Source organism: Tessaracoccus sp. MC1756 (genome assembly GCF_014164735.1).
Lineage (GTDB): Bacteria > Actinomycetota > Actinomycetes > Propionibacteriales > Propionibacteriaceae > Arachnia.
In genome coordinates this window covers 749,933-773,147 of record NZ_JACJFZ010000001.1, presented here as the reverse complement: position 1 = coordinate 773,147, position 23,215 = coordinate 749,933, and the positions used below count along the sequence as shown (strand labels likewise).

General features: G+C 70.0%; 18 protein-coding genes. 4 read left to right on the top strand and 14 right to left on the bottom strand.

Annotated elements, in window-relative coordinates; genetic code table 11:
- Positions 1–11: 11 nt before the first annotated feature.
- From murG to mraZ, 10 genes are all read right to left on the bottom strand, one after another.
- A complete protein-coding gene (murG, locus tag H5393_RS03540) occupies positions 12–1,094 on the bottom strand; it encodes an undecaprenyldiphospho-muramoylpentapeptide beta-N-acetylglucosaminyltransferase (RefSeq protein ID WP_182765489.1) in 1,083 nt (360 codons plus the stop codon).
- The gene (ftsW, locus tag H5393_RS03535; RefSeq protein ID WP_182763628.1) at positions 1,091–2,335 is read right to left on the bottom strand and encodes a putative lipid II flippase FtsW; all 1,245 of its coding nucleotides are present in this window, start codon (positions 2,333–2,335) and stop codon (positions 1,091–1,093) included. Before ftsW ends, murG begins: the two co-directional genes overlap by 4 nt.
- Positions 2,336–2,360: 25 nt before the next feature.
- Positions 2,361–3,812 carry a UDP-N-acetylmuramoyl-L-alanine--D-glutamate ligase gene (gene murD / locus H5393_RS03530; RefSeq protein WP_245244234.1) on the bottom strand — a complete coding sequence of 484 codons (1,452 nt, stop codon included), beginning with the start codon at positions 3,810–3,812 and terminating at the stop codon, positions 2,361–2,363.
- A complete protein-coding gene (mraY, locus tag H5393_RS03525; protein ID WP_182763630.1) occupies positions 3,809–4,888 on the bottom strand; it encodes a phospho-N-acetylmuramoyl-pentapeptide-transferase in 1,080 nt (359 codons plus the stop codon). The genes murD and mraY overlap by 4 nt, the downstream gene beginning before the upstream one ends.
- The gene (murF, locus tag H5393_RS03520) at positions 4,885–6,324 is read right to left on the bottom strand and encodes a UDP-N-acetylmuramoyl-tripeptide--D-alanyl-D-alanine ligase (RefSeq protein ID WP_182765488.1); all 1,440 of its coding nucleotides are present in this window, start codon (positions 6,322–6,324) and stop codon (positions 4,885–4,887) included. Before murF ends, mraY begins: the two co-directional genes overlap by 4 nt.
- Entirely contained in the window at positions 6,302–7,858 is a 1,557-nt protein-coding gene (locus tag H5393_RS03515) for a UDP-N-acetylmuramoyl-L-alanyl-D-glutamate--2,6-diaminopimelate ligase (RefSeq protein WP_182765487.1), read from the bottom strand. Before H5393_RS03515 ends, murF begins: the two co-directional genes overlap by 23 nt.
- A 1-nt stretch (position 7,859) precedes the next feature.
- Positions 7,860–9,617: a penicillin-binding protein 2 gene (locus H5393_RS03510; RefSeq protein ID WP_182765779.1), complete on the bottom strand. Its 1,758-nt coding sequence runs from the start codon at positions 9,615–9,617 to the stop codon at positions 7,860–7,862.
- 272 nt (positions 9,618–9,889) lie between these two features.
- On the bottom strand, positions 9,890–10,423 hold the full coding sequence (locus H5393_RS03505) for a hypothetical protein (protein ID WP_182765486.1): 534 nt from the start codon (positions 10,421–10,423) through the stop codon (positions 9,890–9,892).
- The gene (gene rsmH / locus H5393_RS03500; RefSeq protein WP_182765485.1) at positions 10,420–11,370 is read right to left on the bottom strand and encodes a 16S rRNA (cytosine(1402)-N(4))-methyltransferase RsmH; all 951 of its coding nucleotides are present in this window, start codon (positions 11,368–11,370) and stop codon (positions 10,420–10,422) included. Before rsmH ends, H5393_RS03505 begins: the two co-directional genes overlap by 4 nt.
- Positions 11,371–11,499: 129 nt before the next feature.
- On the bottom strand, positions 11,500–11,937 hold the full coding sequence (mraZ, locus tag H5393_RS03495) for a division/cell wall cluster transcriptional repressor MraZ (RefSeq protein ID WP_182765484.1): 438 nt from the start codon (positions 11,935–11,937) through the stop codon (positions 11,500–11,502).
- Positions 11,938–12,194: 257 nt separating this feature from the next.
- Between mraZ and H5393_RS03490 the strand changes: the two genes are divergently transcribed.
- From H5393_RS03490 to H5393_RS03475, 4 genes are all read left to right on the top strand, one after another.
- A complete protein-coding gene (locus H5393_RS03490) occupies positions 12,195–13,160 on the top strand; it encodes an AAA family ATPase (RefSeq protein ID WP_370585913.1) in 966 nt (321 codons plus the stop codon).
- 3 nt (positions 13,161–13,163) lie between these two features.
- Positions 13,164–14,387: a DUF58 domain-containing protein gene (locus tag H5393_RS03485; protein WP_182765483.1), complete on the top strand. Its 1,224-nt coding sequence runs from the start codon at positions 13,164–13,166 to the stop codon at positions 14,385–14,387.
- Entirely contained in the window at positions 14,384–16,537 is a 2,154-nt protein-coding gene (locus H5393_RS03480) for a transglutaminase family protein (protein WP_182765482.1), read from the top strand. The genes H5393_RS03485 and H5393_RS03480 overlap by 4 nt, the downstream gene beginning before the upstream one ends.
- 69 nt (positions 16,538–16,606) lie before the next feature.
- Positions 16,607–16,999 (top strand): DUF3040 domain-containing protein, encoded by a 393-nt coding sequence (locus H5393_RS03475; RefSeq protein WP_182765481.1) that lies wholly within the window; start codon positions 16,607–16,609, stop codon positions 16,997–16,999.
- Between the two features lie 3 nt (positions 17,000–17,002).
- Here the strand turns inward: H5393_RS03475 and H5393_RS03470 are convergent, their stop codons facing one another.
- The 4 genes from H5393_RS03470 to H5393_RS03455 all read right to left on the bottom strand — a co-directional run bounded on the left by H5393_RS03470 (position 17,003) and on the right by H5393_RS03455 (position 22,934).
- Positions 17,003–17,584, bottom strand: a complete 582-nt coding sequence (locus H5393_RS03470) for a CueP family metal-binding protein (protein ID WP_182765480.1) — start codon at positions 17,582–17,584, stop codon at positions 17,003–17,005.
- A 78-nt stretch (positions 17,585–17,662) separates the two neighbouring features.
- Entirely contained in the window at positions 17,663–18,883 is a 1,221-nt protein-coding gene (gene dinB, locus H5393_RS03465) for a DNA polymerase IV (protein ID WP_182765479.1), read from the bottom strand.
- Positions 18,884–18,888: 5 nt separating this feature from the next.
- Positions 18,889–22,629, bottom strand: coding sequence for a DNA polymerase III subunit alpha (locus H5393_RS03460; RefSeq protein WP_182765478.1), 3,741 nt, complete (start codon positions 22,627–22,629; stop codon positions 18,889–18,891).
- The gene (locus tag H5393_RS03455) at positions 22,629–22,934 is read right to left on the bottom strand and encodes a DUF6504 family protein (protein WP_182765477.1); all 306 of its coding nucleotides are present in this window, start codon (positions 22,932–22,934) and stop codon (positions 22,629–22,631) included. The genes H5393_RS03460 and H5393_RS03455 overlap by 1 nt, the downstream gene beginning before the upstream one ends.
- Positions 22,935–23,215 lie beyond the last annotated feature (281 nt).

Here is a 23,215-nt window from a genome sequence, read left to right as displayed (position 1 = left end):
ATCGACCTTTCTCAGACGGCGTCGATGATGGCGGCTGCGAGGACCTCGGCCGCATCGGCCGGATACATGTCGCGGCACGTGGCCGACATCTGCGCGAGGCGCTGCCGATCTCCGAGGATCTCGGTCACGACATCGACCAGTCTAGTCCGGCTGATCTCACCGTCGGGCACCAGAACGCCGCCGCCGGAGGCGACCAGTTCCGCCGCGTTCCTCCCCTGCTCCCCGTTGCCCCAGGGCAGCGGCACGAACACGACGGGGAGGCCGCTGACGGCGGTCTCCATCACGGTGCCGGCGCCCGCCCGGCCGACCATGAGGTCTGCGGCGGCGTAGGCCACGGCCATGTCCGAGACGAACGCCACCGGCCGGTATTCCGCGCCCGAGGCACCCGTGACAACGGTGTGCACGGTGTCGTCGAAGTTCTTCGGCCCCAGCACATGCAGGATCTGGATCCCGGCGGCGAGCAACTCGTCGCGCGCCTCCGCGACGGCGTCGTTGATGCGCACCGCTCCCTGCGAGCCGCCGCTGACCAGGAGCGTGGGGCGCTCCTGGTCGAGCCCGAACCGGGACCGCGCCTCTTGGGCGCCCACCGACGGGTGGGTGATCGAGCGGCTCATCGGCATGCCGACGAGCACGCCTCCGGGCAGTTGGGTCTCGCGGAACGTCGTGCCGACGAACTTCGCTGAACGGGCACCGATCTTGTTGGCGATACCGGGGAGCTTGTTGGCCTCGTGCACCACCACGGGCACCCGCGCGAGCCTGGCCGCCAGGTACACCGGGATGGAGACGTAGCCGCCGAAACCAACGACCACATCGGCCCGCGCCCGGCGGATGACGCTGCGGGCCTCCATCACCGACCGGGTCAGCGTGTAGGGCAGCTTGACGAGATCCAGGGTCAGCGTGCGCGGAAGCGGCACCGGGGTGATCAGTTCCAGATCGAGACCCGCCTCAGGGATCACGCGGGTCTCCAGCCCCCTGGCCGTACCGACGCACACGATGGTGGTGTCGGGCCGGGCCGCGAGGAGCGCTTTGGCGGTGGCGATGAGCGGCGACGTGTGGCCGGCGGTACCACCGCCGGCGAGCACCACACTGGTCACGAGTCCTCCCTGCCTGCCGCCATGACGCTCGTCATGCGCGGTCTCGCAGGGACCTTACGCGATGCCAGGTACGCCCGCGCCCCCGGAGTGTCACGGCCCAGGCAGAGCAGGACGCCGACGCCCATGAGGCTGGCGATGAGCGCCGAGCCGCCGGATGAAACGAACGGTAGCGGCACGCCGAGGACCGGAAGGAGGTGCATCACGACGAAGATGTTGATGGTGGCCTGGCCGAGGAACCAGGCGGTGATGCCGGCCGCGACGACGCGGTTGAACATCTTGTCCGACCGGATGGCGATCTCCAGCCCCGCCCAGCCGAGCAGGGCGAACATCGCGATGATCAGCAGCACCCCGAACAGCCCGAGCTCCTCGCCGATGACGGCGAAGATGAAGTCTGTGTGGGCGCCGTCCTTGAGCCCGCCCCACTTCTGTTTCGAGGCGCCGAGGCCGAGCCCCCACCAGCCGCCCGAGGCCAGCGCATACAGCGCTGCCATGGGTTGCGACGAGAGGTCCGTGTTGGACTGCGGGTCGAGGAACACGCTGATGCGGCTCATGCGGTTGCCCGAGCCGTAGACCAGCAGCAGCGCCAGCCCGGTCACGGCCGCACCCAGGGGCAGCAGCACCCGCAGCGACGTGCCGATGAACCACATCACCGCAACGAGGATGAGGCCGATGATGAGGCCGGTGCCCAGGTCGCGGCCGGCCAGCACGAGGGCCAGGATGAGCCCTCCGAGCGGCACGAACGGGACGGCCAACTGCCACGGTTCGTGCAGCCTACCGCGCTTCACGTGGAAGATCGTGCCGCACCACACGACGAGGGCCAGCTTGGCGAACTCCGAGGGCTGGAACTGGCTGCCTCCGATGAGGAGCCAGTTGCGGTTGCCGTTGACGAGCACGCCGAGGCCCGGGATCTGGACGGCGATCAGGAGGCCGACGGCGATCACCCAGAACAGCCAGCCGAACCTTCGCAACAGGGAGGACGGCAGGCGGCTGAGTATCACGAGGAACACCAGGCCGACGGCGAGAAAGGCAAGCTGCCTGAGGGCGTAGTGGTAGGGGCCGTCCTGGGTGGACTGAGCCAGCGCTGCCGAGGAACTGAGCACCATCAATGGGCCGATGCCGATCAGCACGGTGACGCTCGCGGCGACGAAATAGTACGGGGCCATCGGCGAGGCTGCGAGTGCCCGCACCTGGGACCAGATGGTGAACCGCGCCGTGGGGGAAGTGGCTGCGTCGGACGCCATGGTCGTGATCCCTCCTGTCCTGTACCTACCCGAGATACCGCTGTGCCGCCTCGGCGAACGCGTCCCCGCGTGCCGAGTAGCTGTCGAACATGTCCAGGCTGGCACAGCCCGGGGAGAGCAGCACCGCGTCGCCGGGGCGGGCGAACTGCCCAGCCAGAGCGACGACCTCGTCCATCACCCCAGTGTCGCTGCTGTCCAGCACCCGGACGGGGACGTCGGGCGCGTGTCGGGCAAGCGTGTCGGCGATGAGGTGCCGGTCCACGCCGATGACGACGGCGGCCCGCAGCTTGCCGCGGTGCCGTTCGATCAGCTCGTCGAAGGTGGTGCCCTTGGCCTGGCCGCCGGCGATCCATACGAAGGAGTCGAAGGCCTGCATGGCGGAGTTGGCGGCGTGGGGGTTGGTGGCCTTGGAGTCGTCGATCCACCGGATGCCGTCGGCCTGGGCGATCTGCTGGATGCGGTGACCGCCCAACTGGAGCCGCTGGAGACCCTTGGCGACGGAGGTGTGGTGCACGCCGTAGCTGCGCGCCAGCGCCGCAGCCGCCAGGGCGTTGGCGACGTTGTGCGGAGCGGCCGGCTGCACGTCCGAGACTTTGGCCAGCTCGAGGGCCGAATCGCGGCGCTGTTCGACGAAGGCCCGGTCGACGAGGAGGTCGTCGACGACGCCGAGCATGGAGATGGCGGGGGTGCCGAGCGTGAAGCCGATGGCGCGGGCGCCCTCGACGACCTCCGCCTCCTCGACCATCCGCTCCGTCACGGGCTCATCGACGTTGTACACGCACGCGTGTGTCACGCCCTCGTAGATCTTGGCCTTCTCCGCGGAGTAGCGCTCCATGGCGTCGGGCACGCCCTCGTACCACTCGAGGTGGTCGGGGTGCACGTTGAGCACCACAGCGGCGTGCAGGTTGATGTTGTTCATCCAGTGGAGTTGGAAGCTGCTGAGCTCGACGGCGAACACGTCGTACTCGACGTCGTCGAGGATGGCCTCGATGATGGGCCGGCCGATGTTGCCCACCGCTGCGGCCTTCCGGCCGTCGGCGATCAGCATCGACTCGACCATCTGGGTGGTGGTGGTCTTGCCGTTGGTGCCGGTGACGCCCAACCACGGGATGACCCTGTCGGGCTGCATCATGCGCCAGGCCAGTTCCGTCTCGCCCCAGATGGGCACGCCGGCGGCTGCCGCCTGGCGCAGCAGCGGCGCGGAGGGGCGCCATCCGGGTGAGGTGACGACGAGGTCCGTGCCGGGCGGCAGCTCCGCCGTCGACCCTGGGCCGAGCCGCACGGTCACGTCGAGCTTCTCGAGGAGTTCGGCCTTGTCAGCATGCGCGGTGGACTCGTCGAGGACGATGATCTTCGCGCCGAGCGACATCAGGCCGTCGGCCGCGGCGAAGCCAGACACACCGAGGCCGGCGACGACGACCTGCGCGGAGGGCCATTCGGAAAGCCGGGTGGCGGTGGGGATCCAATCCAGGGTCACGAGCCCGTCACCCACTCCGCGTAGAACACGCCCATGCCGGCGGCCACGCACAGGCCGCAGATGATCCAGAAGCGGATGACGACGGTGACCTCATCCCAGCCCTTCAGCTCGAAGTGGTGGTGGATGGGCGACATCTTGAAGATGCGCTTGCCCTTGGTCGCCTTGAAGTAGCTCACCTGCAGCGCCACCGAGCCGACCTCGAGGACGAACAGCAGACCGAGCACGACGAGCAGCAGTTCGGTGCGGGTCATCACCGACAGACCGGCGAGTGTGGCGCCGATCGCCATGGACCCGGTGTCACCCATGAAGATCTTGGCGGGCTTGGCGTTCCACCACAGGAAGCCGAAGGTGGCTCCGGCGAAGGCGATGGCCAGTACCGCGAGGTCGTTGGGGTCGCGCACCTCGTAGCAGCGTGCCGCCATTGATCGGGCCACCGAGGGCCGCGAGCACCACTGGTTGAACTGCCAGATGTTGACGATGGTGTACGCGGCGAAGACCAGGGTGGCGGAGCCGGCGGCGAGCCCGTCGAGGCCGTCGGTGATGTTGACGGCATTGGACCAGGCAGCGATCAGGAAGACGATGAACAGCACCGCCAGCACCAGGGGCATCGTGAGCCACGGGATGTCGCGCAGGAAGGAGATGGCCGGCGACGCCGGTGTGATGCCGCGGTGATTCGGCAGCGTCAGTGCGGCGACGGCGAACCCGCCGCCGATGAGCGCCTGGCCGATGAGCTTGCCGCGCGGGGTGAGCCCCAGGCTGCGCTCCTTGGAGATCTTCGACCAGTCGTCGAGGAAGCCCAGGAAGCCCATGCCGACCGCCAGCCCGATGAGCAGCAGGCCCGACACCGTCGGCGCCTGCCAGCGCACCAGGTGCGTGACGGTGTAGGCGAGGACGACCGCGACGATGATCACCAGGCCGCCCATGGTGGGGGTGCCACGCTTGACGTGGTGCGTGGTGGGGCCGTCCTCGCGGATGAACTGACCGTACTGTCGCCTGGTCAGGAACTTGATCAGCAGAGGAGTGCCGATCAGGGAGAACAGCAACGACAGCGAACCTGCCGTGAGGATGTTGATCACTTCGCCGCTCCGTCCTTACCGGCCAGTGCGGCCGCCACCGTTTCGAGACCCACGCCGCGGGATCCCTTGATGAGCACGACGTCGCCGGGATTCAGCGTAAGGGAGTCCACGACCTCATCGCGATTCGCCGTCCGCGCGGTGATGCCCTCACCGGTGGCGCCGGCCACGATCCTGTCGGCCAGGTCACCGACAGCGACCACCTCGGCGACACCGAGGTCCGCGGCGAGCCTGCCCACCTCCTCGTGGAGGTCGTCCGCCAGCGGGCCGAGCTCGAGCATGTCGCCGAGCACCGCCACGACCCGCGCGTCGGGATGTTCGCCGCGTGTGCCGTGCACCAGTTCGACGGCGGTCGCGAGCGCGGCGGCCATGGAATCCGGGTTGGCGTTGTAGGAGTCGTTCAGCACGAGCACGCCGTCGGGACGCGGGATGAGTTCCATCCGCCAACTCGAGCGCTGCACGGCCCCGGAGAGGGCCCGCGCCACCAGATCGATGTCGAGGCCCACCGCGAGGGCGGCGGCGGCGGCGGCGAGCGCGTTGGGCACCTGGTGCCGGCCGATCACGCCGAGCGAGACCTGCGCGGTGCGTTCACCGTCGGAGTCCATCGCGACGAGTTCGAAGCTGGGCTGGCTCAGGGCGTTCATGGTGACGTTGCGGGCGCTGACCCGGAGGTCGCCGCCGTCCAGCTGGCCCTCGCCGAACCAGGCGATGCGAGCCTTGGTGACGGCGGCCATGCCCGCGACGGCGGGGTCGTCGGCGTTGAGCACGGCCCAGCCGTCCTCCGCCAGATCCGCCACGATCTCGGACTTGGCGACGGCGGTGGCCTCCACTCCCCCGAACTCGCCGACGTGGGCGCGGCCCACATTGAGGCACACGCCGACGTCGAGCCCGACGATCGAGGTGAGCCAGGCGATGTGCCCCTTGCCGCGGGCGCCCATCTCCGAGATGAGGTACCGGGTGTCGGCGTCGACGCGGCACGCGGTCAGCGGCACGCCGACCTCATTGTTCTGGGAACCGACGGGGGCCACCGTCGGGCCGGCGGCCTCGAAGACCTGGGCCATCAGGTCCTTGGTGCTGGTCTTGCCTGAGCTGCCGGTGATGCCGATGGAGACCATGCCGCGGGCACGTTCCTCACGGACGATGCCGCGGGCGAGCCAGCTCATGGCCGTGATGGAGTCTTCCGCGAGGATGTGCGGCACCTCTGCGGCCGTGCCGTACATCCCGATGATGCCGCGCGCGCCCGCCTCGACGGCTGCCGCTGCATAATCGTGTCCGTCGGCGCGCTCGCCTGGAATGGCGACGAAGAGCGACCCCTCGGTGGCCTCACGGTTGTCGATGACGACGTCAGGGCCCACCTCCACGTCGGTGTCGTCGCCGAACAGCTCGACGGGGGCCGGTTGGATCAACTCCACCAACTCAAACATCGTGCGCACGCGCATGCGGATCTCCTTCCTCACCGCCGCGGCCCCAGGCACGGGCCGCCTCCTCGACATCATCGAAGTCGACGGTGCGGTCTGCCAGGATCTGGCCACGTTCGTGCCCCTTGCCGAGGATCGCCACCACAGTATCGCCACCGGCCCGCCCCAAGGCGGTCTCTATGGCGGCGCGCCGCCCGGGTACCTCCAGCACCTCGGTGCCCGGCCGCTGGGCACGACGTGCGCCCGCCATGACCTCGGCGCGGATCGCGGCCGGGTCCTCGGAGCGGGGGTTGTCGTCGGTGATGATCGTCACATCGCTGAGCCTGGCCGCCACGGCGCCCATGTCCGGACGCTTCTCTGCATCCCGGTCGCCGCCGCAGCCCAGCACGCACACGAGCGTGCCGATTCCCTGGAGGGACCGGAGGGCAGCCTCGACCGCCTGCGGGGTGTGGGCGAAGTCCACGACCGTCAACGGCGCATCGGGGCCCAGGTGGACCCGCTGCATCCGCCCGGGGATCTGGGCGGTGGCCAGGCCACGCAGCGCGGCCTCCACGGGCACGCCGACCGCTTCCAGCATGGCGAGCGCCACCACGGCGTCGATCATGTTGTAGACACCCGGCAGGCTCAGCTCCAGGGTCAGGTCCTCGCCCCGACGGGTCACCGTGGCGACGCCGCCGAGGGGATGGACGGGGCGGTAGTCGCTCATCCGGTAGTCGACCTGTGGTCCGGTGCCGGCGGTGATCAGCCGGCTCTGCCCGTGTCCGGCGACCCGGCCGGCGATCTCGACGCCGGCGCTGTCGTCGGTCCAGACCACGCTGGTGCGGGCGCGGCCCGGCTCGAAAAGCCTGGACTTGGCCGCGAGGTACTCCTCCAGAGTGTGGTGGAAGTCGAGGTGGTCACGGCCCAGGTTGAGGAACGCGGCCACGTCGAACTCGATGGCGTCGACCCGGCTGAGGGCCATCGCGTGCGAGCTCACCTCCACGGCCACCGAATCGGCTCCGCGCTCCTCCATCACCGCCAGCAGCGCCTGCAGGTCCGGCGACTCCGGGGTGGTCACCGTCGACCTGCTGGAGTTCAACTCCTCGCCGCCCAGGCCGAAGCCGATGGTGCCGATCGTGCCGGCCACCCGCCCAGCGGCCATCAGCCCGGCCTTGATGAGCGCGACGGTGGTCGTCTTGCCGTTCGTGCCGGTCACGCCCAGCGTCGTGAGGCGCCGTGCGGGTTCACCGAAGACCCGCGCTGAGACGACCGCCATGGCCGCGCGCACGTCGCCAGCCACGAGCACCGGCACCTCGAGCCCGGTCAGCCGGGCGGCCCCCTCGTCGTCTGTGAGCACTGCGGCGGCGCCGGCGTCGACGGCGGCCCGGGCGAAGTCCGCGCCGTGCCGCTGCCTGCCGGGCAACGCCACGTACAGCCAGCCGGGCAGGATCTCCTGCGAACTGAGACTGATGCCGGTGATGAGCGTCGAGCTGCCGATGTCGCCGACGAGGCCGAGCCCCGCCACCAGTTCGGTGAGCGGGGCCGCCGTGGTCTCGGTGGGCCGGATCGATGTCATGTCAGTCAAAAGTGGTGGGCAGATCGGGTGCCTCCGTGGTTGAGGGTGCCACGTTATAGCGTGGCAGCGCCAGCGAGAGGATGTTGTTCGTCACGGGCAGGGCCAGTCGGCTGCCGAGGTTGCCGTTGCGCGGTCGGTCGAGGACCACATAGACCAGCAGCTGCGGGTCCTCGGCGGGCGCCACGTTCACGAACGAGGCGGTGTAGCCGTTGTAGCACTTGCATTGCGGGTCGAAGCGCTGGGCGGTGCCGGACTTGCCCGCGGTCCGGTACCCCGGGATCCGGCGGTTGTCGTTGAGCGTGATCACCGATTCCATCATCTCGACCACGGACGCGGAGGCCTCGTCCGAGATGACGCGGCGGCTCTCGGGCTGCGGCAGTTCGATCTCGGTGCCGTCAGCCGCCGTCGCGGACTTGATGATCACCGGCTGGTGGTAGGTGCCGCCGTTGGTCACGGCGGCGACCGCCGCGGCCATCTGCACCGCGTTCACGCTGAGGCCCTGGCCGAACGAGATCTGGTCGCGCGTGTAGTCCGGCATGTCCTTGGTGGGGATCTGGCCGGTGGACTCGCCGGGCAGGCCGGTGCCGGGCTTGGCGCCGAGCCCGAACGACGAGAGGTAGTCGCTGATGGTCTGCTTCTCGAGGTCACGCGTGAGCATGATCATGCCGACGTTCGACGACTGCGCGACGATCCCGCGGGCCGTCAGCTTGAGGTCGCCGTGCGAGAAGGAGTCGCGGACCACGCCGCCGCCGGAGGCGATGCTCCCGGGCACGACCCGCTTGGTGTCGGGGGTCACCAGACCCTGGTCCGCCAGGGCGGCCATCGTCAGGACCTTCTGCACCGAGCCGGGCTCGTAGACCTCGGTCACCGCGCGGTTGCCGAGGTTGTCGCCGTCTGCGGCGCTGGGGTTGGCGGAATCGAAGCTCGGGCCGTTGGCCAGCGCGAGGATCTCGCCGGTGTGGATGTTCATCACGACAGCAGTGCCGGTCTTGGCCTGGGCCTGCCGCATGCCGTCTGCCAGGGCCTGTTCCGTCATCCACTGCAGGTCCGAATCCAGCGTCAACTCGTACGAGGCGCCGTCCACCGGCGGGGTCATGATGTTGGTGCCCAGCGGGATGCGGCCGTAGGTGGAGGCGTCGTAGACCTGCTCACCGGGGGTGCCCTCGAGGTGCTCGTCGAGCGCGTATTCCAGGCCGGCCGCGCCGTCGCCCTCGGCGTTGACGAAGCCCACCACGTTGGAGGCGACCGACCGGTTGGGGTAGACGCGGATGGGATCAGGGGTGCCGAAGACGCCGTACCAGCGACGCTTCCCTTCGCCGTTCAGGCCGGCCTTCATGTCCGCCTCGATGGCACTGAAGGTTGCCGCGGGGACCCGTCGGGCGACGATCTCGTAGCGGGAGTCGGGCGTGTCGATCAGCGTGAGGTACTTCTCCTTGCGGCCGCCGAGGTGCTTGGCGAGGATCTCGGCCACCGCGTTGGGCGCCAGCTCGGTCTCCTCCAGCTTCCGCTTGCTCATGGCGTAGCGCTTGTCGGCCCCGTTGGTGCGCACCATGTCGGGATCGATGGACACGAGCATGGCCGGCTCCGTGCTGGCCAGAACCACACCGTTGCGGTCGAGGATCTCGCCGCGCGTGGCCGGCAACTCCCGCTTCGACTGCATCTTGGCGGCGGCCTCGGCAGCGAACGCCTGGGAATCGAGGCCCTGGAGCTGGACGGCCCGCACCCCCGCCACGCCGAGCAGGAGGGCGAACACCAGCATGAACACGCGGATCCGCACGGATGACCGCCCCACGGGCAGGCGCACCGTCTTGCGGTAGGTCCGGGGTGCTCCGGCTGGTTTGGAGGTGCGCAGCTTCGGCTTGGCGGCCGGCTTCGCCGCGGTCGTGCGGCTGGAAGCCTGCTTCTTGACCGCCTGCTTCTTGGCTGACTGCTTCTGCGTGGTCCGCTGCTGGGCCGGGCGCTTCTGGGCCGGGCGCTTCTGGGCGGGAGGCTGCTCGGCGGGCCGCCTCTGGCGGGGCCGCTTCTCCCCGCTCACTGCTGGGCTCCAGGCGCTCCGACTGCCACCAGTTCGCTGTCCGCACCGGGGTCGACGGGTTGCGCCGCCGGGGTCGGGGTGGGCAGCGCAGGAGCCGGGACGGGCTTGGTGGCGATGCCGCGCAGGAAGGGCATCTCGTCCTCGGTGGCAGGGGTGGGCACGCCGGTCACGGTCCCGTCGGCCAGGTTGATGAAGGCGGGATACGGGTTGGGCACCATGCCGAGTTCGCTGGCGCGCAGGGCGAGCGCATTGGCGCTGGACATCCGCTGGATGTGCGACTCGAGCGCGGCCGCCGTGTAGCTGAGCTCCGTCGCATCGCGGCGAAGGCTCGAGAGCTCACGCGACTGAGCCCCCACATTGGTGGTCACGATCGTCACGCCGGCCAGACCGACGGCGATCAGGCCGAGGAGGATGCTGACGAAGCCCACCGTCGAGACGGTGGCCCCGACGGACTGCGGAACCAGCCCCAGCCTGGGCCGGGCGGGCGCGGCCGCGACCGGATCGTCGGTGGTGATGGGCTCGGCGCTCATGCTGCCTCCTTGATTCGTTCGGCCACGCGGAGTCGCGCGGAGGCCGCCCTGGGGTTGGCGGCCGTCTCTTCGGGGGTGGGCTTCTCGGCGCCGCGGGTGAGCAGGGCCAGTTCTGCCTTGAGGTGGTCAGGAACCAACGGCATGTCGCGGGGTCCGCGGTCGGTGGCCTTGGCGGCGAAGGCCCGCTTGACGGCGCGGTCCTCGAGCGAGTGGTAGCTCAGCACCGCCATCCGGCCGCCCAGGGCGAGCGCGTCGATGGCCGCCGGCAACACGCCGTTGAGGGCCTCGAGTTCGCGGTTGACCTCGATGCGCAACGCCTGGAAGGTGCGCTTGGCCGGGTGGCCGCCGGTGTGGCGGGCCGCGGCGGGGATGGCACCAGAGATGGTCTCCACCAACCTGGCGGAGGTCTCGAACGGGCGGTGCTCGACGATGGCCCGGGCGATGCGGTCCGCGAAGCGTTCCTCGCCGTAGCGCGACAGGATCCGGGAGAGGTCGCGGGCCGGGTAGGTGTTGAGCACGTCGGCGGCGGTCGGGCCCTCCGTCGGGTTCATCCGCATGTCGAGGGGTGCGTCGACCCGATAGGCGAAGCCCCGCTCGGTGCGGTCGATCTGGAGGGAGCTGAGGCCGAGGTCCAGCAGGATGGCGTCAACGCTCTCGATCCCGAGGTCGTCGAGCACCTCGGGCAGTTCGTCGTAGACGGCGTGCACCAGGGTGGCGCGCTCCGCCAGGTCACCGAGTCGTTCGCGGGCGACGGCATGCGCGTCGAGGTCGCGGTCGATGCCGATCAACCGGGCCTCGGGGCAGGCCTCGAGGATCGCGATGGCGTGCCCGGCGAGACCGAGGGTGCCGTCGACGTAGATGGCGCCCGGCCGTGACAGTGCCGGGCGCAGCAGATCGACGATGCGGTCGCGCATGACCGGATCGTGCACGTCTGTGAAGCCCTGCATGATGCTGTTTCGACCCTTCTTCAAAGCTGTTGTCCTGGTGGGTGACCCCTCCAGTGGTTCCCTTCCGGGCCGGACCTGACATCGGGGAAGTGAGATCAGGGCCTGACCGGCCGGGAGCCACCGGTTGGGTCACAAGCCGGTGAGTGCGACGAATTCGTCATCCATCTCGGAGAAACCCTCCTCGCTGGCCTGGGAGTACTCGTGCCATGCCTGGGCGTCCCAGATCTCGGCGCGTTCTCCGGCGCCGATCACCACGACCTCGCGATCCAGATTCGCGTACTCGCGCAGCGGGGGCGGGATGGTGATGCGCCCCTGCTTGTCTGGAACTTCATCGCTGGCCCCGGCCATCAACATGCGCTGGTAGTCACGGACCTGCTTCACGGTGCTGGGGGCGCTCATGAGGGCGGACATCTTGGCCTCGAAGGTGGCCCTCGGGTACACCGCAAGCGACCTGTCCTGCGCCCTGGTGACGACCAGGCCATCCTCGAGCGCGTCGCGGAACTTGGCGGGAAGGATCAGCCGGCCCTTCTCGTCGAGTTTCGGTGTGTACGTCCCCATGAAAAACATGCGATGCCAGGCCTCCTTCCCCCACTTGTCATCCACTTTGCCCCACTGCGCACCACGGTACCCCACTTTCCCCCACCGGCCCACCACTTTTTGTCGGTGGGTTGTGCTTGTTCGCCTTTTTCCGCTCGAGAGGGGTCCGGGGGCACACCTGTCCTCCATCTGGCGGGAAGTGGGTAGGTTGTCGAGCGATACGCGTGCCCGCTTCCGGGCGCGGTTAGTCTTGGTTTGCTTGCCGCACGAACATCGAGGAGCCTCCGGTGAACCAGCCCGCCACACCGTCACTGCATGAGGTGTCCCAACTCGCCAGCCGCATCGCCGCGGAGATGGCGCGCGTGATCGAGGGCAAGCCCCATCAGATCCGCATGGCCGTGATCGTGCTCCTGGCGGAGGGACACCTTCTTATAGAGGACGTCCCGGGCGTGGGGAAGACGGTCCTGGCGAAGTCGCTCGGACGCGCCATCTCCGGTGACGTCAAGCGCATCCAGTTCACGCCGGACCTGTTGCCCAGCGACGTCACCGGCGTGTCGGTGTTCAACCAGTCGACGCGCGAATTCGAGTTCAAGCCCGGCGGGATCTTCGCCCACATCGTGCTGGGGGACGAGATCAACCGCGCCTCCCCCAAGACGCAGTCGGCCCTGCTCGAGGCGATGGCGGAGAGCCAGGTTTCGGCAGACGGCAAGACCTACCAACTGCGTCAACCGTTCATGGTCATCGCCACCCAGAACCCCATTGAGATGGAGGGCACCTATCCCCTCCCCGAGGCCCAGCGGGACCGCTTCATGGCCCGCATCACCATGGGGTACCCGGCCCGCGCCGCCGAGGTGGCGATGCTCACCCACCACGCCAGCGGTGACCAGCTCGCCACGGTCAGCGCCGTCACGGACGCCGCCTCCGTCGCCGCCGCCATCGACGCCATCCGGGGCGTGTTCGTGGCCCCGGTGATCAACGACTACATCGTCAGCATCGTCGAGGCCACGCGCCAGCACCCTGATCTCCGGCTCGGCGCCAGCCCCCGCGCCTCCCTGCACCTCATGCGAGCGGCGCGCGTGGAGGCGGCTCTCGGTGGGCGCGACTACGTCATCCCCGAGGACGTGCGCTCCCTCGCCGCCGAGGTGCTCTCCCACCGGGTGCTGCCCACTGTGGAGGCCCAGGTGGCACGCCGTGACCCGGCAGACGTCATCACGTCCGTGCTGGCCTCGGTGCCCACCCCTGCCAGGAGCTGACCGGTGCGTCGAGGCACCCGGCTGACCGGACGCGGCGCCACGCTGCTGCTGAGCGGGGCGCTGGTCATCGGCGGCGCCGCCTACATCGGTGAGGTCGACGTGCTGTGGGTCGGCCTGGTCATGGCTGCGCTGCCGCTGCTGGCGCTGGGCTACCTCGTCCTCGCGCGTCCCCTCGTGACCCATGAACGCTCCCTGACCCCACCCACCATCCCCGTCGGCACGTCCACCAGGGTGGTGCTCCACGTGCTGAACCAGTCGCCTGCCCAGGCGTCGGCGCTGCGGTTCCACGATGCCGCCGACGCGTCGCTGGGCGGCGGCGCGTCCTTCGTCATCGCGCGCGGCTTCGGCGAATGGAGCCAGGCGGTGGGCTACACCGTCGAGGCGCTGCGCCGCGGCCGGTTCAGCGTCGGCCCCCTCTGGGCCCAGGCCGGCGACCCGCTCGGGCTGGCGCTGCGCGGCTTCATCGCCAAGGGACGCGATTCCGTGCTCCGCGTCACGCCGCGCATCTGGCGGCTCGACGACCTGGCCGGGGGCGCCGGGCTCGGCAGCGCCGGCGACGCCACCCCCCAGCGGATCGGCTCCGCAGGCGCCGACGACGTCCTCGTGCGTGAACACCGGCACGGCGACGACATGCGCCGCGTGCACTGGAAGATGACGGCCAAGAAGGACGACCTCATGGTGCGGCTCGAGGAGCACCCGTGGGACCCGTCGAGCACCCTCATCGTGGACACCCGCCGCAGCGCGCACCTGGGCGACGGCGCCGACGGCTCCCTCGAGTGGGCCGTCTCCGCGGTCACCTCCGTGGCCGCCCTCCTGAGTGAGGGCCGCCACAAGCTCGCCATCATCGCCCCCTCGGGCCGCGTCTTCGAGACGGGGCACAGCGTGGGCGAGGCCTCGCGCCAGTTGATGATCGAGGCGATGACGGACCTTCCCACCTCGGAGGAGACGTGGCTCGGCTCCGCCGTCGACGACCCTGAGCTGCTGACCTCGGTGGCCTCGCTCGTGGCCGTGACCGGCCTCCTGTCGAACGCGGACGCGGCCGCCCTCGCCGCCGCAGGCGGACGGGCGCGCAGCCTGATCGCCCTGGCGCCGGACGCCTCAGCCTGGGACGCCGAGCACGACGAGCACCGCGAGGCGCTCAGGTTCCTGCTCGGCCGGGGGTGGCGCGTCGAGACGTTCCGCCCGGGCGAGCCCGTTCCGCAGGTGTGGCAGCGGGTGACGACATGAGGTTCACCCACCACCCGTTCTCGCACGTGATCGTGGCCGCTGCCGTGTGGTTGTCGATGCTGCCGTTGTCCACGCTGGTCTCCGACACCCAGCAGGTGTGGGCGCACGCCTGGTTCATCCTGGGCGCGGCCGGCACCGTCGGGCTCGTCATGGGGCTGCTGCGGGCGCCGCGGGCGCTGGTCCTCTTCGTCCAGCTGCTCGTGATCCTCGGCGTGCTCGCCTGGCGCGGGTTGGCGCTGGCGCCCCGGGGGGATCCCCTGGTTTCGCTCCGGGCGCTCACCGCAGACGGTGTCGAGGTGATCCGCACCGGCGTGCCGCCACTGCAGCCGGAACCCGGGTTGGTGTGGCTCTGCCTCATCCTCGCGGCCCTGCTGGTGATCATCGTCGAACTGCTGGTCAACGGTCTCGAGCAGCCCGCCTGGACGATCGCGCCCCTGGCGTTGACCTACGGCGTCGCGGCGCTCGTGCGCATCGACGACCTCGACTGGCTGCTGCTCGTGCCCGTCGTCGTCGGCTTCATCGCCATCCTGTTGAGCTCCACGGGCGCGGGCGAAGCGGCGGGCAAGGCCTCCCGTGCGAGCTCCCACCACCTGTCGCGGGTCTCCGTCGGGTTGGCGTTCGGCGCTGCCGCGCTGGTGGTGGCGATCCTGGTGTCGGCCATGGTGCCCCTGGGAGACAAGCGTCCCTGGACGGAGGGCGGCCAGGACGGCCCCATCCAGCTCAGCGACCCCACCGTGCGGCTCGACCAGGACCTGCGCCGCCCCACGGACAGCCCTGTGCTGACGTACCGCACGAGCACCGGCGGGCCGGTGTACATGCGCACCGTGGCGCTTCCCAACCTCAGTTCCTCCGGCGCCGGACTGGTGCCGATGTCGCTCAGCCGCTCGGGGCTGGACGCCGACCACGACTTCCCCGGCGAGCAGGTGACGGTCGACGTGCAGATGGATGCGGTGCCGTCCGAGTACCTGCCGGCCCCGTTCGCGGCGGCCTCCTACGAGGCCGAGGGAGCGTGGAGCCACGACCCGGACACGCTCGCGATCGTCGCCTCGGGCCCGAACCGCACGCAGCAGACGGTCAACCTGGGCTACCGCGTCGAGTCCACGCTGCCCTCCCCCACGCGCGAGGAGGTGTCGCAGGCGAGCCCCGGCAGCCTGCCCAGCGCCGTCACACGTGAGGTCCCCGCCGGCCTCAGCCCCGCCGTCACCGCCCTGACCAGCGACGTGGTCGCCGGCGCGACCACCGCGGGCGAGAAGGCCCTGGCCATTCAGCGATTCCTGCGCTCCGACGCCTTCCGCTACACGCTCGAGGCCCCCAACACCGCAGGGACGGACACGATCTCGAGCTTCCTGCTGGAGGCCCGCTCGGGTTACTGCATCCACTTCGCCGCCGCGATGATCACCATGGCGAGGATCGAAGGCATCGACGCCCGGATGGCCGTCGGGTTCGTCCCCGGTGAACAGCAGGCGGACGGCAGCTACCTGGTGACCTCGCACGACGCCCACTCGTGGCCCGAGCTGTACTTCGAGGGCCTGGGCTGGGTGCCGTTCGAGCCCACCCCCGCGTACCAGGGCGACCCGGAGTACGTGGACCCCTCGGCGATGCAGCCTGCCACGAGCCCGTCGCCGTCGCCCACGCCCAGCGCGGTGCCCACCCCGCAGCCCACCACGGTGCCGCCCACCATGCAGCCGGTACCGACGGCGCCGACAGCGGTGGACGAGAGCCCGGGGCCGGTGGTCCGGGGGCTGCTGATCGCCCTGCTGGTGCTGCTGGCGCTCGCCCTGCCCGCCCTAGTCCGCCTGGGGCTGCGCGCCTCGCGTCTGCGGTCCGACGGCGACCCCGGCCAGGCGACCGACCGGGCTTGGCGGGAGGTGCAGGCCATGTTCGCCGACTACGGCCTGCGCTGGCCCGAGGGTTCACCCGGACCGGCCGGCCGGGAGGCGGCGGAACAGTTGTCACCCCGGGGCGCGGAGTCGCTCGCCGCCATCGCCGCGACGGTGGAGCGCAGCCGGTACTCCCGCGACGGCGCGCCCGTCACCGAGCTCCCTGCGGAGGTGGGCACGCTACGCAAGGCGCTTGCCGGCCAGGCCACCCGGGGAGCGCGCCTGCGTGCCGTGCTGCTGCCCGCGTCGCTGTGGCGGCTGGGCCGGTAGCCAGATTGCTCTTGGGGTTGGGGATTCCCCGGCATAGAATGGTCGCCACCGGTAGTAAGGGAGAAGGCCATGGCGCTGTCTGAACAGGAACAGAGGCTGCTAGAACAGCTTGAGGCGTCGTTGAAGGCTGAGGACCCGAAGCTTGCCGACGCACTCAGCGGCACCACGCAGGTCAAGTTGCACCGTCGTCGCGCCGCCATCGCAGGGCTCGTGTTCATCGTGGGCGTCGTGGTGCTTCTCGTGGGTGTGCAGGTCCATCCGGCCGTCAGTATCGGCGGCTTCCTGTTGATGCTCGGCGGCGCCCTCGTGGGAATCAGTTCCTGGCGGCGCGTGTCTGACGACGCGCAGCCCAGTCGGCCCCGTTCAGGCGGCCCCCGCACCTCCCCCGGTGCGGGATCCAGCCAGGACTTCATGGACAAGCTCGAGGAGCGCTGGCGTCGACGTCAGCAGGGCGACCTCTGAGACTCAGACCAGCTGCATCGTGGTGATGCAGGTGGGGTCTTCGACGCCGGTGGAGATCTCCTGCGTGGCGGACTTCCCGTCATGGCCCACCGTGATGGTGGCCTGGATGCCTGCGGGTAGCCAGAAACCGGCGAACCCGTTGTCGTAGGTGGTGACCGTCTCATCGACGAGTTGCTCACCCTCTGCCGTGACGATGGACACCTCGATCTCCTGACCGGCCAGCTCACCCTGGCATGAGGCCAGGTTGTGGTTGTAGCACTCGTGGGTCTGCGTCAGGTAGGGCGCCACGGAGAGATAGAAGCCTTCGTCGACGGGCAGCGTGACCTCAGCGCCGGTGTCGTCACTCAGAACGAGCTCTCCCGGGCGGACGGAGCCGTAGGGGCCGGCCTCCCGGTCATCGTTGGTGGCGTCGAGGCTTTCAACGATCTCGCGTACCGACCTGCCGTCGAGGTTGTGCTCCGCAAGGAATTCCGACTCGGCGGACGCCGACGTCGCGGTGGTGCCAACAGGTTCCGGGGCGCCGGAGCAGGCCGCGACGACGGGCAGCAGTGCGACTGTGGCCAGGGCGATCAGGGTCTTCTTCACTTAGGGTCCTCACATCTGATGGTGGTGCCAACGCTATACCGGGGCGGGGTACCGGGATTCGCGGGGGTGCGTTAGTGGTCACGAGGCGTGGAGCGCGGGCCGGCGGGTGAGTCTGGCCCGCTGCACCGCCTTCGGGCCGAAGCGCAGCACCGCCCTGTCCACCGCCTGTTCCGCTTCGCTCCACCCGTGCGCCGGCTCGTCGAGGGCGGGCTGCTCGTAGGTGGTGGCCTTCGGCACGAGTTTCTCCATCCGCACACCCACCCGCCGGACGCGGGCGCGCTGCAGGTTGAGTTTGCCGTAGAGCCGCATGGCCTCCGCGTAGACGTCGTTGGTGCGGTCCGTGAACGCCTTGAGCGTGCCGGTACGGGTGATGGTGGTGAAGTCTGCGAACCGGACCGACAACGTCACCGTGCGGCTCACCATCTCCTGCGCCCGCATGCGGGCGGCGGTGCGTTCCGCCATCCGCAGGATCTCTGTGGCGACGATGGCGGCGTCGTCGGTGTCTCGGGCGAACGTCTCCTGCGAGCCGACGCTGTGCTCCGCGGGTTGACGGGCCAGCACCGAGCGCTCGTCGCGGCCCCAGGAGAGGTCGAACAGCATGGCACCGAGGTGGTCGCCCATGGCGCGCTGCAGTGTGGCCCGGGGCGTGTTCGCCAGGTCCCGTACGGTCTCCAGCCCCAGCTTGCGCAGTTTGCCGGCAGTGACCTCACCCACTCCCCAGATGGCATCGACGGGCAGCGGGTGCAGGAACGCGATCACGTCCTGGGCCTGCACCAGGCGCAAACCGTCCGGCTTGGCCTGCTTCGAGGCCAGTTTGGCGATGAACTTGTTGGGGCCGATGCCGACGGAGCAGGCCACGCCCTGTTCGTCCATCACCTGCGCGCGCAACTGCTCCCCGACGGTGACCGGGTCCTCACCGAGGCGGCGCATGGCGGTGGTGAGGTCGATGAACGCCTCATCGATGGAGGCCATTTCCACCTTGTCCGTGAACGTGTCGAAGATCTCCCCGATGCCGGTGGAGACCGCACCGTAGTGGTCGTGGTCAGGGTGCACGACGGCCACCTGGGGGCAGAGCCGCCGGGCCCTGCTCGACGGCATGCCGGCGGTGATGCCGTAGCGGCGTGCCGGGTAGTTGGCCGACAGCACCACGCCCCGGGTGGAGCCGCCGACGAACATGGGCACGTCGCGCAGCTCGGGGTGGCGCGCCATCTCGACCGAGGCGTAGAACGCGTCCATGTCCACGTGCACGACGACCTGCGGGAGGCCGCCCGTGGAGGCTTGGCTGCGGGTGGTACGCATGGGGATCACCTTCCTGAGCTTCCGGGGCTGGAGTGCCACAGTTTGCGCGGGGCATCCGCGGCACCGGTGCCCGCCGGTTTGATGTCTGAGTAGGGGGACTGCTTGAACCCGCTGGCATGCACCAGCACCCGTCTCCGACCCATCCCGCCGGCCCGGGTGTGGTTCTGCGGATCCGGCGGCGGTTCCTCGCCGTCGGCCGGGAGCGGGGGCTCTGGCGCGGCTTGGGGTTTCTCAGCCGGCTTCCACTCCCCCACCAACGAGTAGCCCTCGGGCACCTCGTCGAGGATGGCCGTCACTGCGGCGACGGCCTCAGCCTCTGTCGCCCCCTGGTCCAGCGCAGCGCGCCAGGCCGCGTCCAGAGTGCCCAGGTCCCAGGCACCGGTGGCTCGGATGGAGAGGCCGCGGGTGCCGGTGCGCCGGATGAGCCCCCGCACCAACAGGATCCACGACGCGAACACCGTGGCCGCGTACGGGCCCTGGACGTCCTCGAAGAAGGTGGTGTCCACCGGGCCGGTGGAGTCGTCGAGGGTGAGGAAGATCACCCGCCGGCCCGAGCGCACCGGAGGGGTCTGGGTGGCCACCTTCACCCCCGCGACGAGCACCTCGGCGCGGTTGCGGCGCTGCAGCAGCGTGCGGGAACTGGCCGCACCGATGGCGCGCAGCAACGGAAGGTAGCGCTCCATGATGTGGTGGCTGGCGTCCAGCCCGAGGATCTCGAGTTCGGCCTTGAGCCGCTGCTCGTCGTCCATCTCCGCCAAGCCGGTGGGCACCACGTCCGTGGTGGGTTCGGCCTCCTCGTCGCCGAAGCTGAAGGCGCCCTGCAGCGCCCCCACCCGGCTGTCGGCGCGGCGTTCGCGGTGGAGGTCTGCCAGCGCCAGCAGGAGGTCACGCCGGGTCACCTGGGTGCGCCGCTGGACGGGGGCGCGCCGTCCGATGCCGTAGAGGCGGTCGAACGCGCCGGCCAGGATGAGCCGCTCCACGACGGGTTCCGAGACGTTCGCGCGGGACCAGAAATCCGTGAGCGACGTGTAGGGCCGGGCGGCCACGATCTGGCGCATCTCCTCCTCCGAGATGCCCTTCACATCAGACAGCGACAGCCTGATCCCCCAGCCCTCCACCAGGGGCAGGCCGTCCCCGTCGGGACCGGGGTGCTCGTGGGCACTGAGCGGCTGCGCTGAGGGATGCTCCATCGCCAGGTTCTCCGGGAGCCGCACCGTCTCATCGGTTCCGGCCACGTCGTCGAGCGGTTCCGCCCGGTAGTCCTGCACGCTGCGGTTGACGTCGAGGCCCAGCACGGCGATGTTCATCCGGCGTGCCTCCTCCAACAGCAACCGCTTGGGGTACATCCCCGGGTCATGCGTGAGGATCCCGGCCAGGAAATGCGCGGGATAGTGCCGCTTCAACCACGCCGACTGGTACGTGGGCAGCGCGAAGGCAGCCGCGTGCGCCTTGCAGAACCCGAACGAGGCGAACGCCTCGAGGATGGCCCAGATCTCCTCACACATCGGCTCCGGGTAGCCGTTGGCCAGAGCCTTCGGCACGAACCACTTCTTGACCTTCACCTGGCCCTCGCGATCTCCCAGCGCGCGGCGCACCTCGTCGCCCTGGGCCAGCGAGCAGCCGGTGACGATGGAGATGATCTGGATGATCTGTTCGTGGAAGACCACCACCCCGAAGGTCTGCTCGAGGGCGGGGACGAGGCTGGGGTGGAGGTACTCCGGTTCCGTCCAGCCCTGCCGGGCCTCGAGGAACGGGGTGACCATGTCCGACTTAACGGGGCCGGGCCGGAACAGGGAGATGTCGACGATGATGTCGTGGAACGTCTCCGGCCCGAACTTGCCCACCAGTTCCCGCTGGCCGGGCGATTCGATCTGGAAGCAGCCCAGCGTGGCGCGGTGGGCGATCATGTCGTACACCTCCCCGTCGTCGAACGGGGCGAGCGCGTCGATGTCCGGCGCCGGGCCGGCGGTGCGGCTGATCTCCGTGAGCGCGTGGGCCATGGCCGACTGCATGCGGATGCCGAGCACGTCGAGTTTGAGCAGGCCGAGGTCTTCGACGTCGTCCTTGTCGAACTGGCTCATGGGGTAGCCACCGAAGCTGCGCTCCAGCGGGGTGCGCTGGCCGAGCGAGGAGTCGCTGAGGATCACGCCGCAGGGGTGCAGCGCGATGTGCCGGGGTAGCCCGTCGAGCGATTCGACCAGGGAGAACAGCATGTCGAGACGCTCCTCCCCCAGCCCCGCGGCCCGGAGTTCCGGGAGGTCGCGCAGCGCCGCCCGGGCGTCGCGGGCACGGATGTGCGGGAAGGCCTTCGCCATGGCGTCAATCTCCACCGGCGGGAGGCTGAGCGCCGCGCCGACATCGCGCACGGCGTGGCGCACGCGGTAGGTCTCGATCATCGCCACGCACGCCACGCGCTGCTCGCCGAAGGTGGCCAGGATCTTGTCGTAGACCTCCGTGCGGCGCGCCGATTCGACGTCGAGGTCGATGTCGGGCAGCGCCACGCGCAGCGGCGACAGGAACCTCTCCATGATGAGCCCGTACTTGATGGGGTCCACCCCGGAGACGCCCAACGCGTAGTTGACGAGGCTCCCCGCTCCGGACCCGCGAGCGGCGCAGCGGATACCCAGGTCCCGGATGAGGCCCACCACGTCTGCCACCGTGAGGAAGTACGACTCGAACCCCAGCTTGCCGATGACGGTGAGTTCGTCGTCGAGGCGTTCCAGAGCCTGCCTGTCCAGCGTGCCGTAGCGCTCGGTGAGGCCGGCCTGGCAGCGGGCGCGCAACACGCCGGCCGCCTCCTCGGCGGTGGTGCCGAGGGTCTCGAACTCCGGCAGCCGGATCTCGCCCAGGCCGATGTCGCCGATGGGGTCCAGCATGCACCGCTCCGCCAGGCCGCGGGTGGCTGCCAACAACGCCGATGCATCAGGGCGCCCGGCCAGCAGCGCGGCCTCCCCCGCGGCCAGCGTCATGGCGTCGGTGCCCTTGAGGTGGCCCTCCGCATTGCGGCGGTCGATGTTGCGCACGTCCAGTGGGACGAGGCGGCGTGCTGCGTCGAGCACATCGACGGTGGCGGCCTGCTCCCGCCGGGCCATCCGCACCATGTTGGTCAGCACCACGGGGACTCCCAAGCCGTCCCCCAGCCTGATGAGGCCGGCGGCCTGGTGCGCCGAGGCGACTCCGCGCCCACCGGTCTGGTGGTTGGTGGCGGCGAGGAACAGCCCGTCCCCCAGCTCCGTGCGCCACTTCCGCACCTCGTCGGCGGCATCGGCGGGCCGACCGGCGACGAGCAGCTCACCCGGTTGCGAATCCGCGCCCAGGAGCACCACCACGTCGTGGCCGGCGCAGTGCTGCGCGATGATCTCGCGGGTCACCACCGGGTCTGCCCGTTCCCCGGCCTGCTGGGCCGCGGTGATGAGCTGGCACAGCGTGCCCCACCCCGAGCGGGAGGTGGCCAGCACGACGGCGCGCGGGAGTCTCTCGTCGCGCAATTGGCCACCCCGCACCGCAGTGGGCCGGCGGCGGGCCAGCCAGCCGTCGGGTCGCACCGCGAGATCCACGCCGACGATGGGCGCGATGCCCGCGGACAGGCACGCCTTGGCGAAGCGGACGGCCCCGTAGAGGCCACCGCGGTCTGTGATGGCGAGCGCGTCCATGCCGTGGGCGACGGCTTCCGCCACCAGCGCGCTGGGGTGGGAGGCGCCGTACTGGAAGGAGTAGCCGGAGGCCACCCTGAGGTGGGGGAACATCAGTCGAGCACCGCCTGGAGCACCCAGTTCTCCGCGCCGACGGTACGGGCCAGTTCGTAGACGCCCCGGTGGCGTCCGTTGCCCGCCTCGACGCGCCAGACCTCCAACTCTCCGAGGAGATCCGACCCCACCGCCTGGTCGACGCTCTCGCCGCGGGCGGCGCGGGCCTGCTGACCCGCCCACCACGGCGTGGCGCGGCTCCACCGGGCCTGCACCTCTTTGACCAGCAACAGCTTGTCGCGCCAGATGAACTGCCTGGGCTCTTCTCTGAACAACACGAAAATGGGGTCGTCGTACCTGCGCATGGGGCCACCTCCCGGGGAACACTCGAATAGAACACATCATGCTTTTCGACCCGGGAACCCCGGCCCGGCGCAGGGGTCGAAGCCGCGCCAGGCCGGGGTGGCCCCTCACCTCACGCTTGATACGGACCAGAGCTTCCCCGAACTAATCGAACAAGCGTGCGGTGATCTTCACTATAGATCGACCGTCCGACAAAAGAAAAGGGGCGCCGGAGATCCGTGCGCAACTCCCCCGGCGCCCGGTCGGAGGGGCGCTGCCAGCCCTGGCGCGAAGCCCTACGATC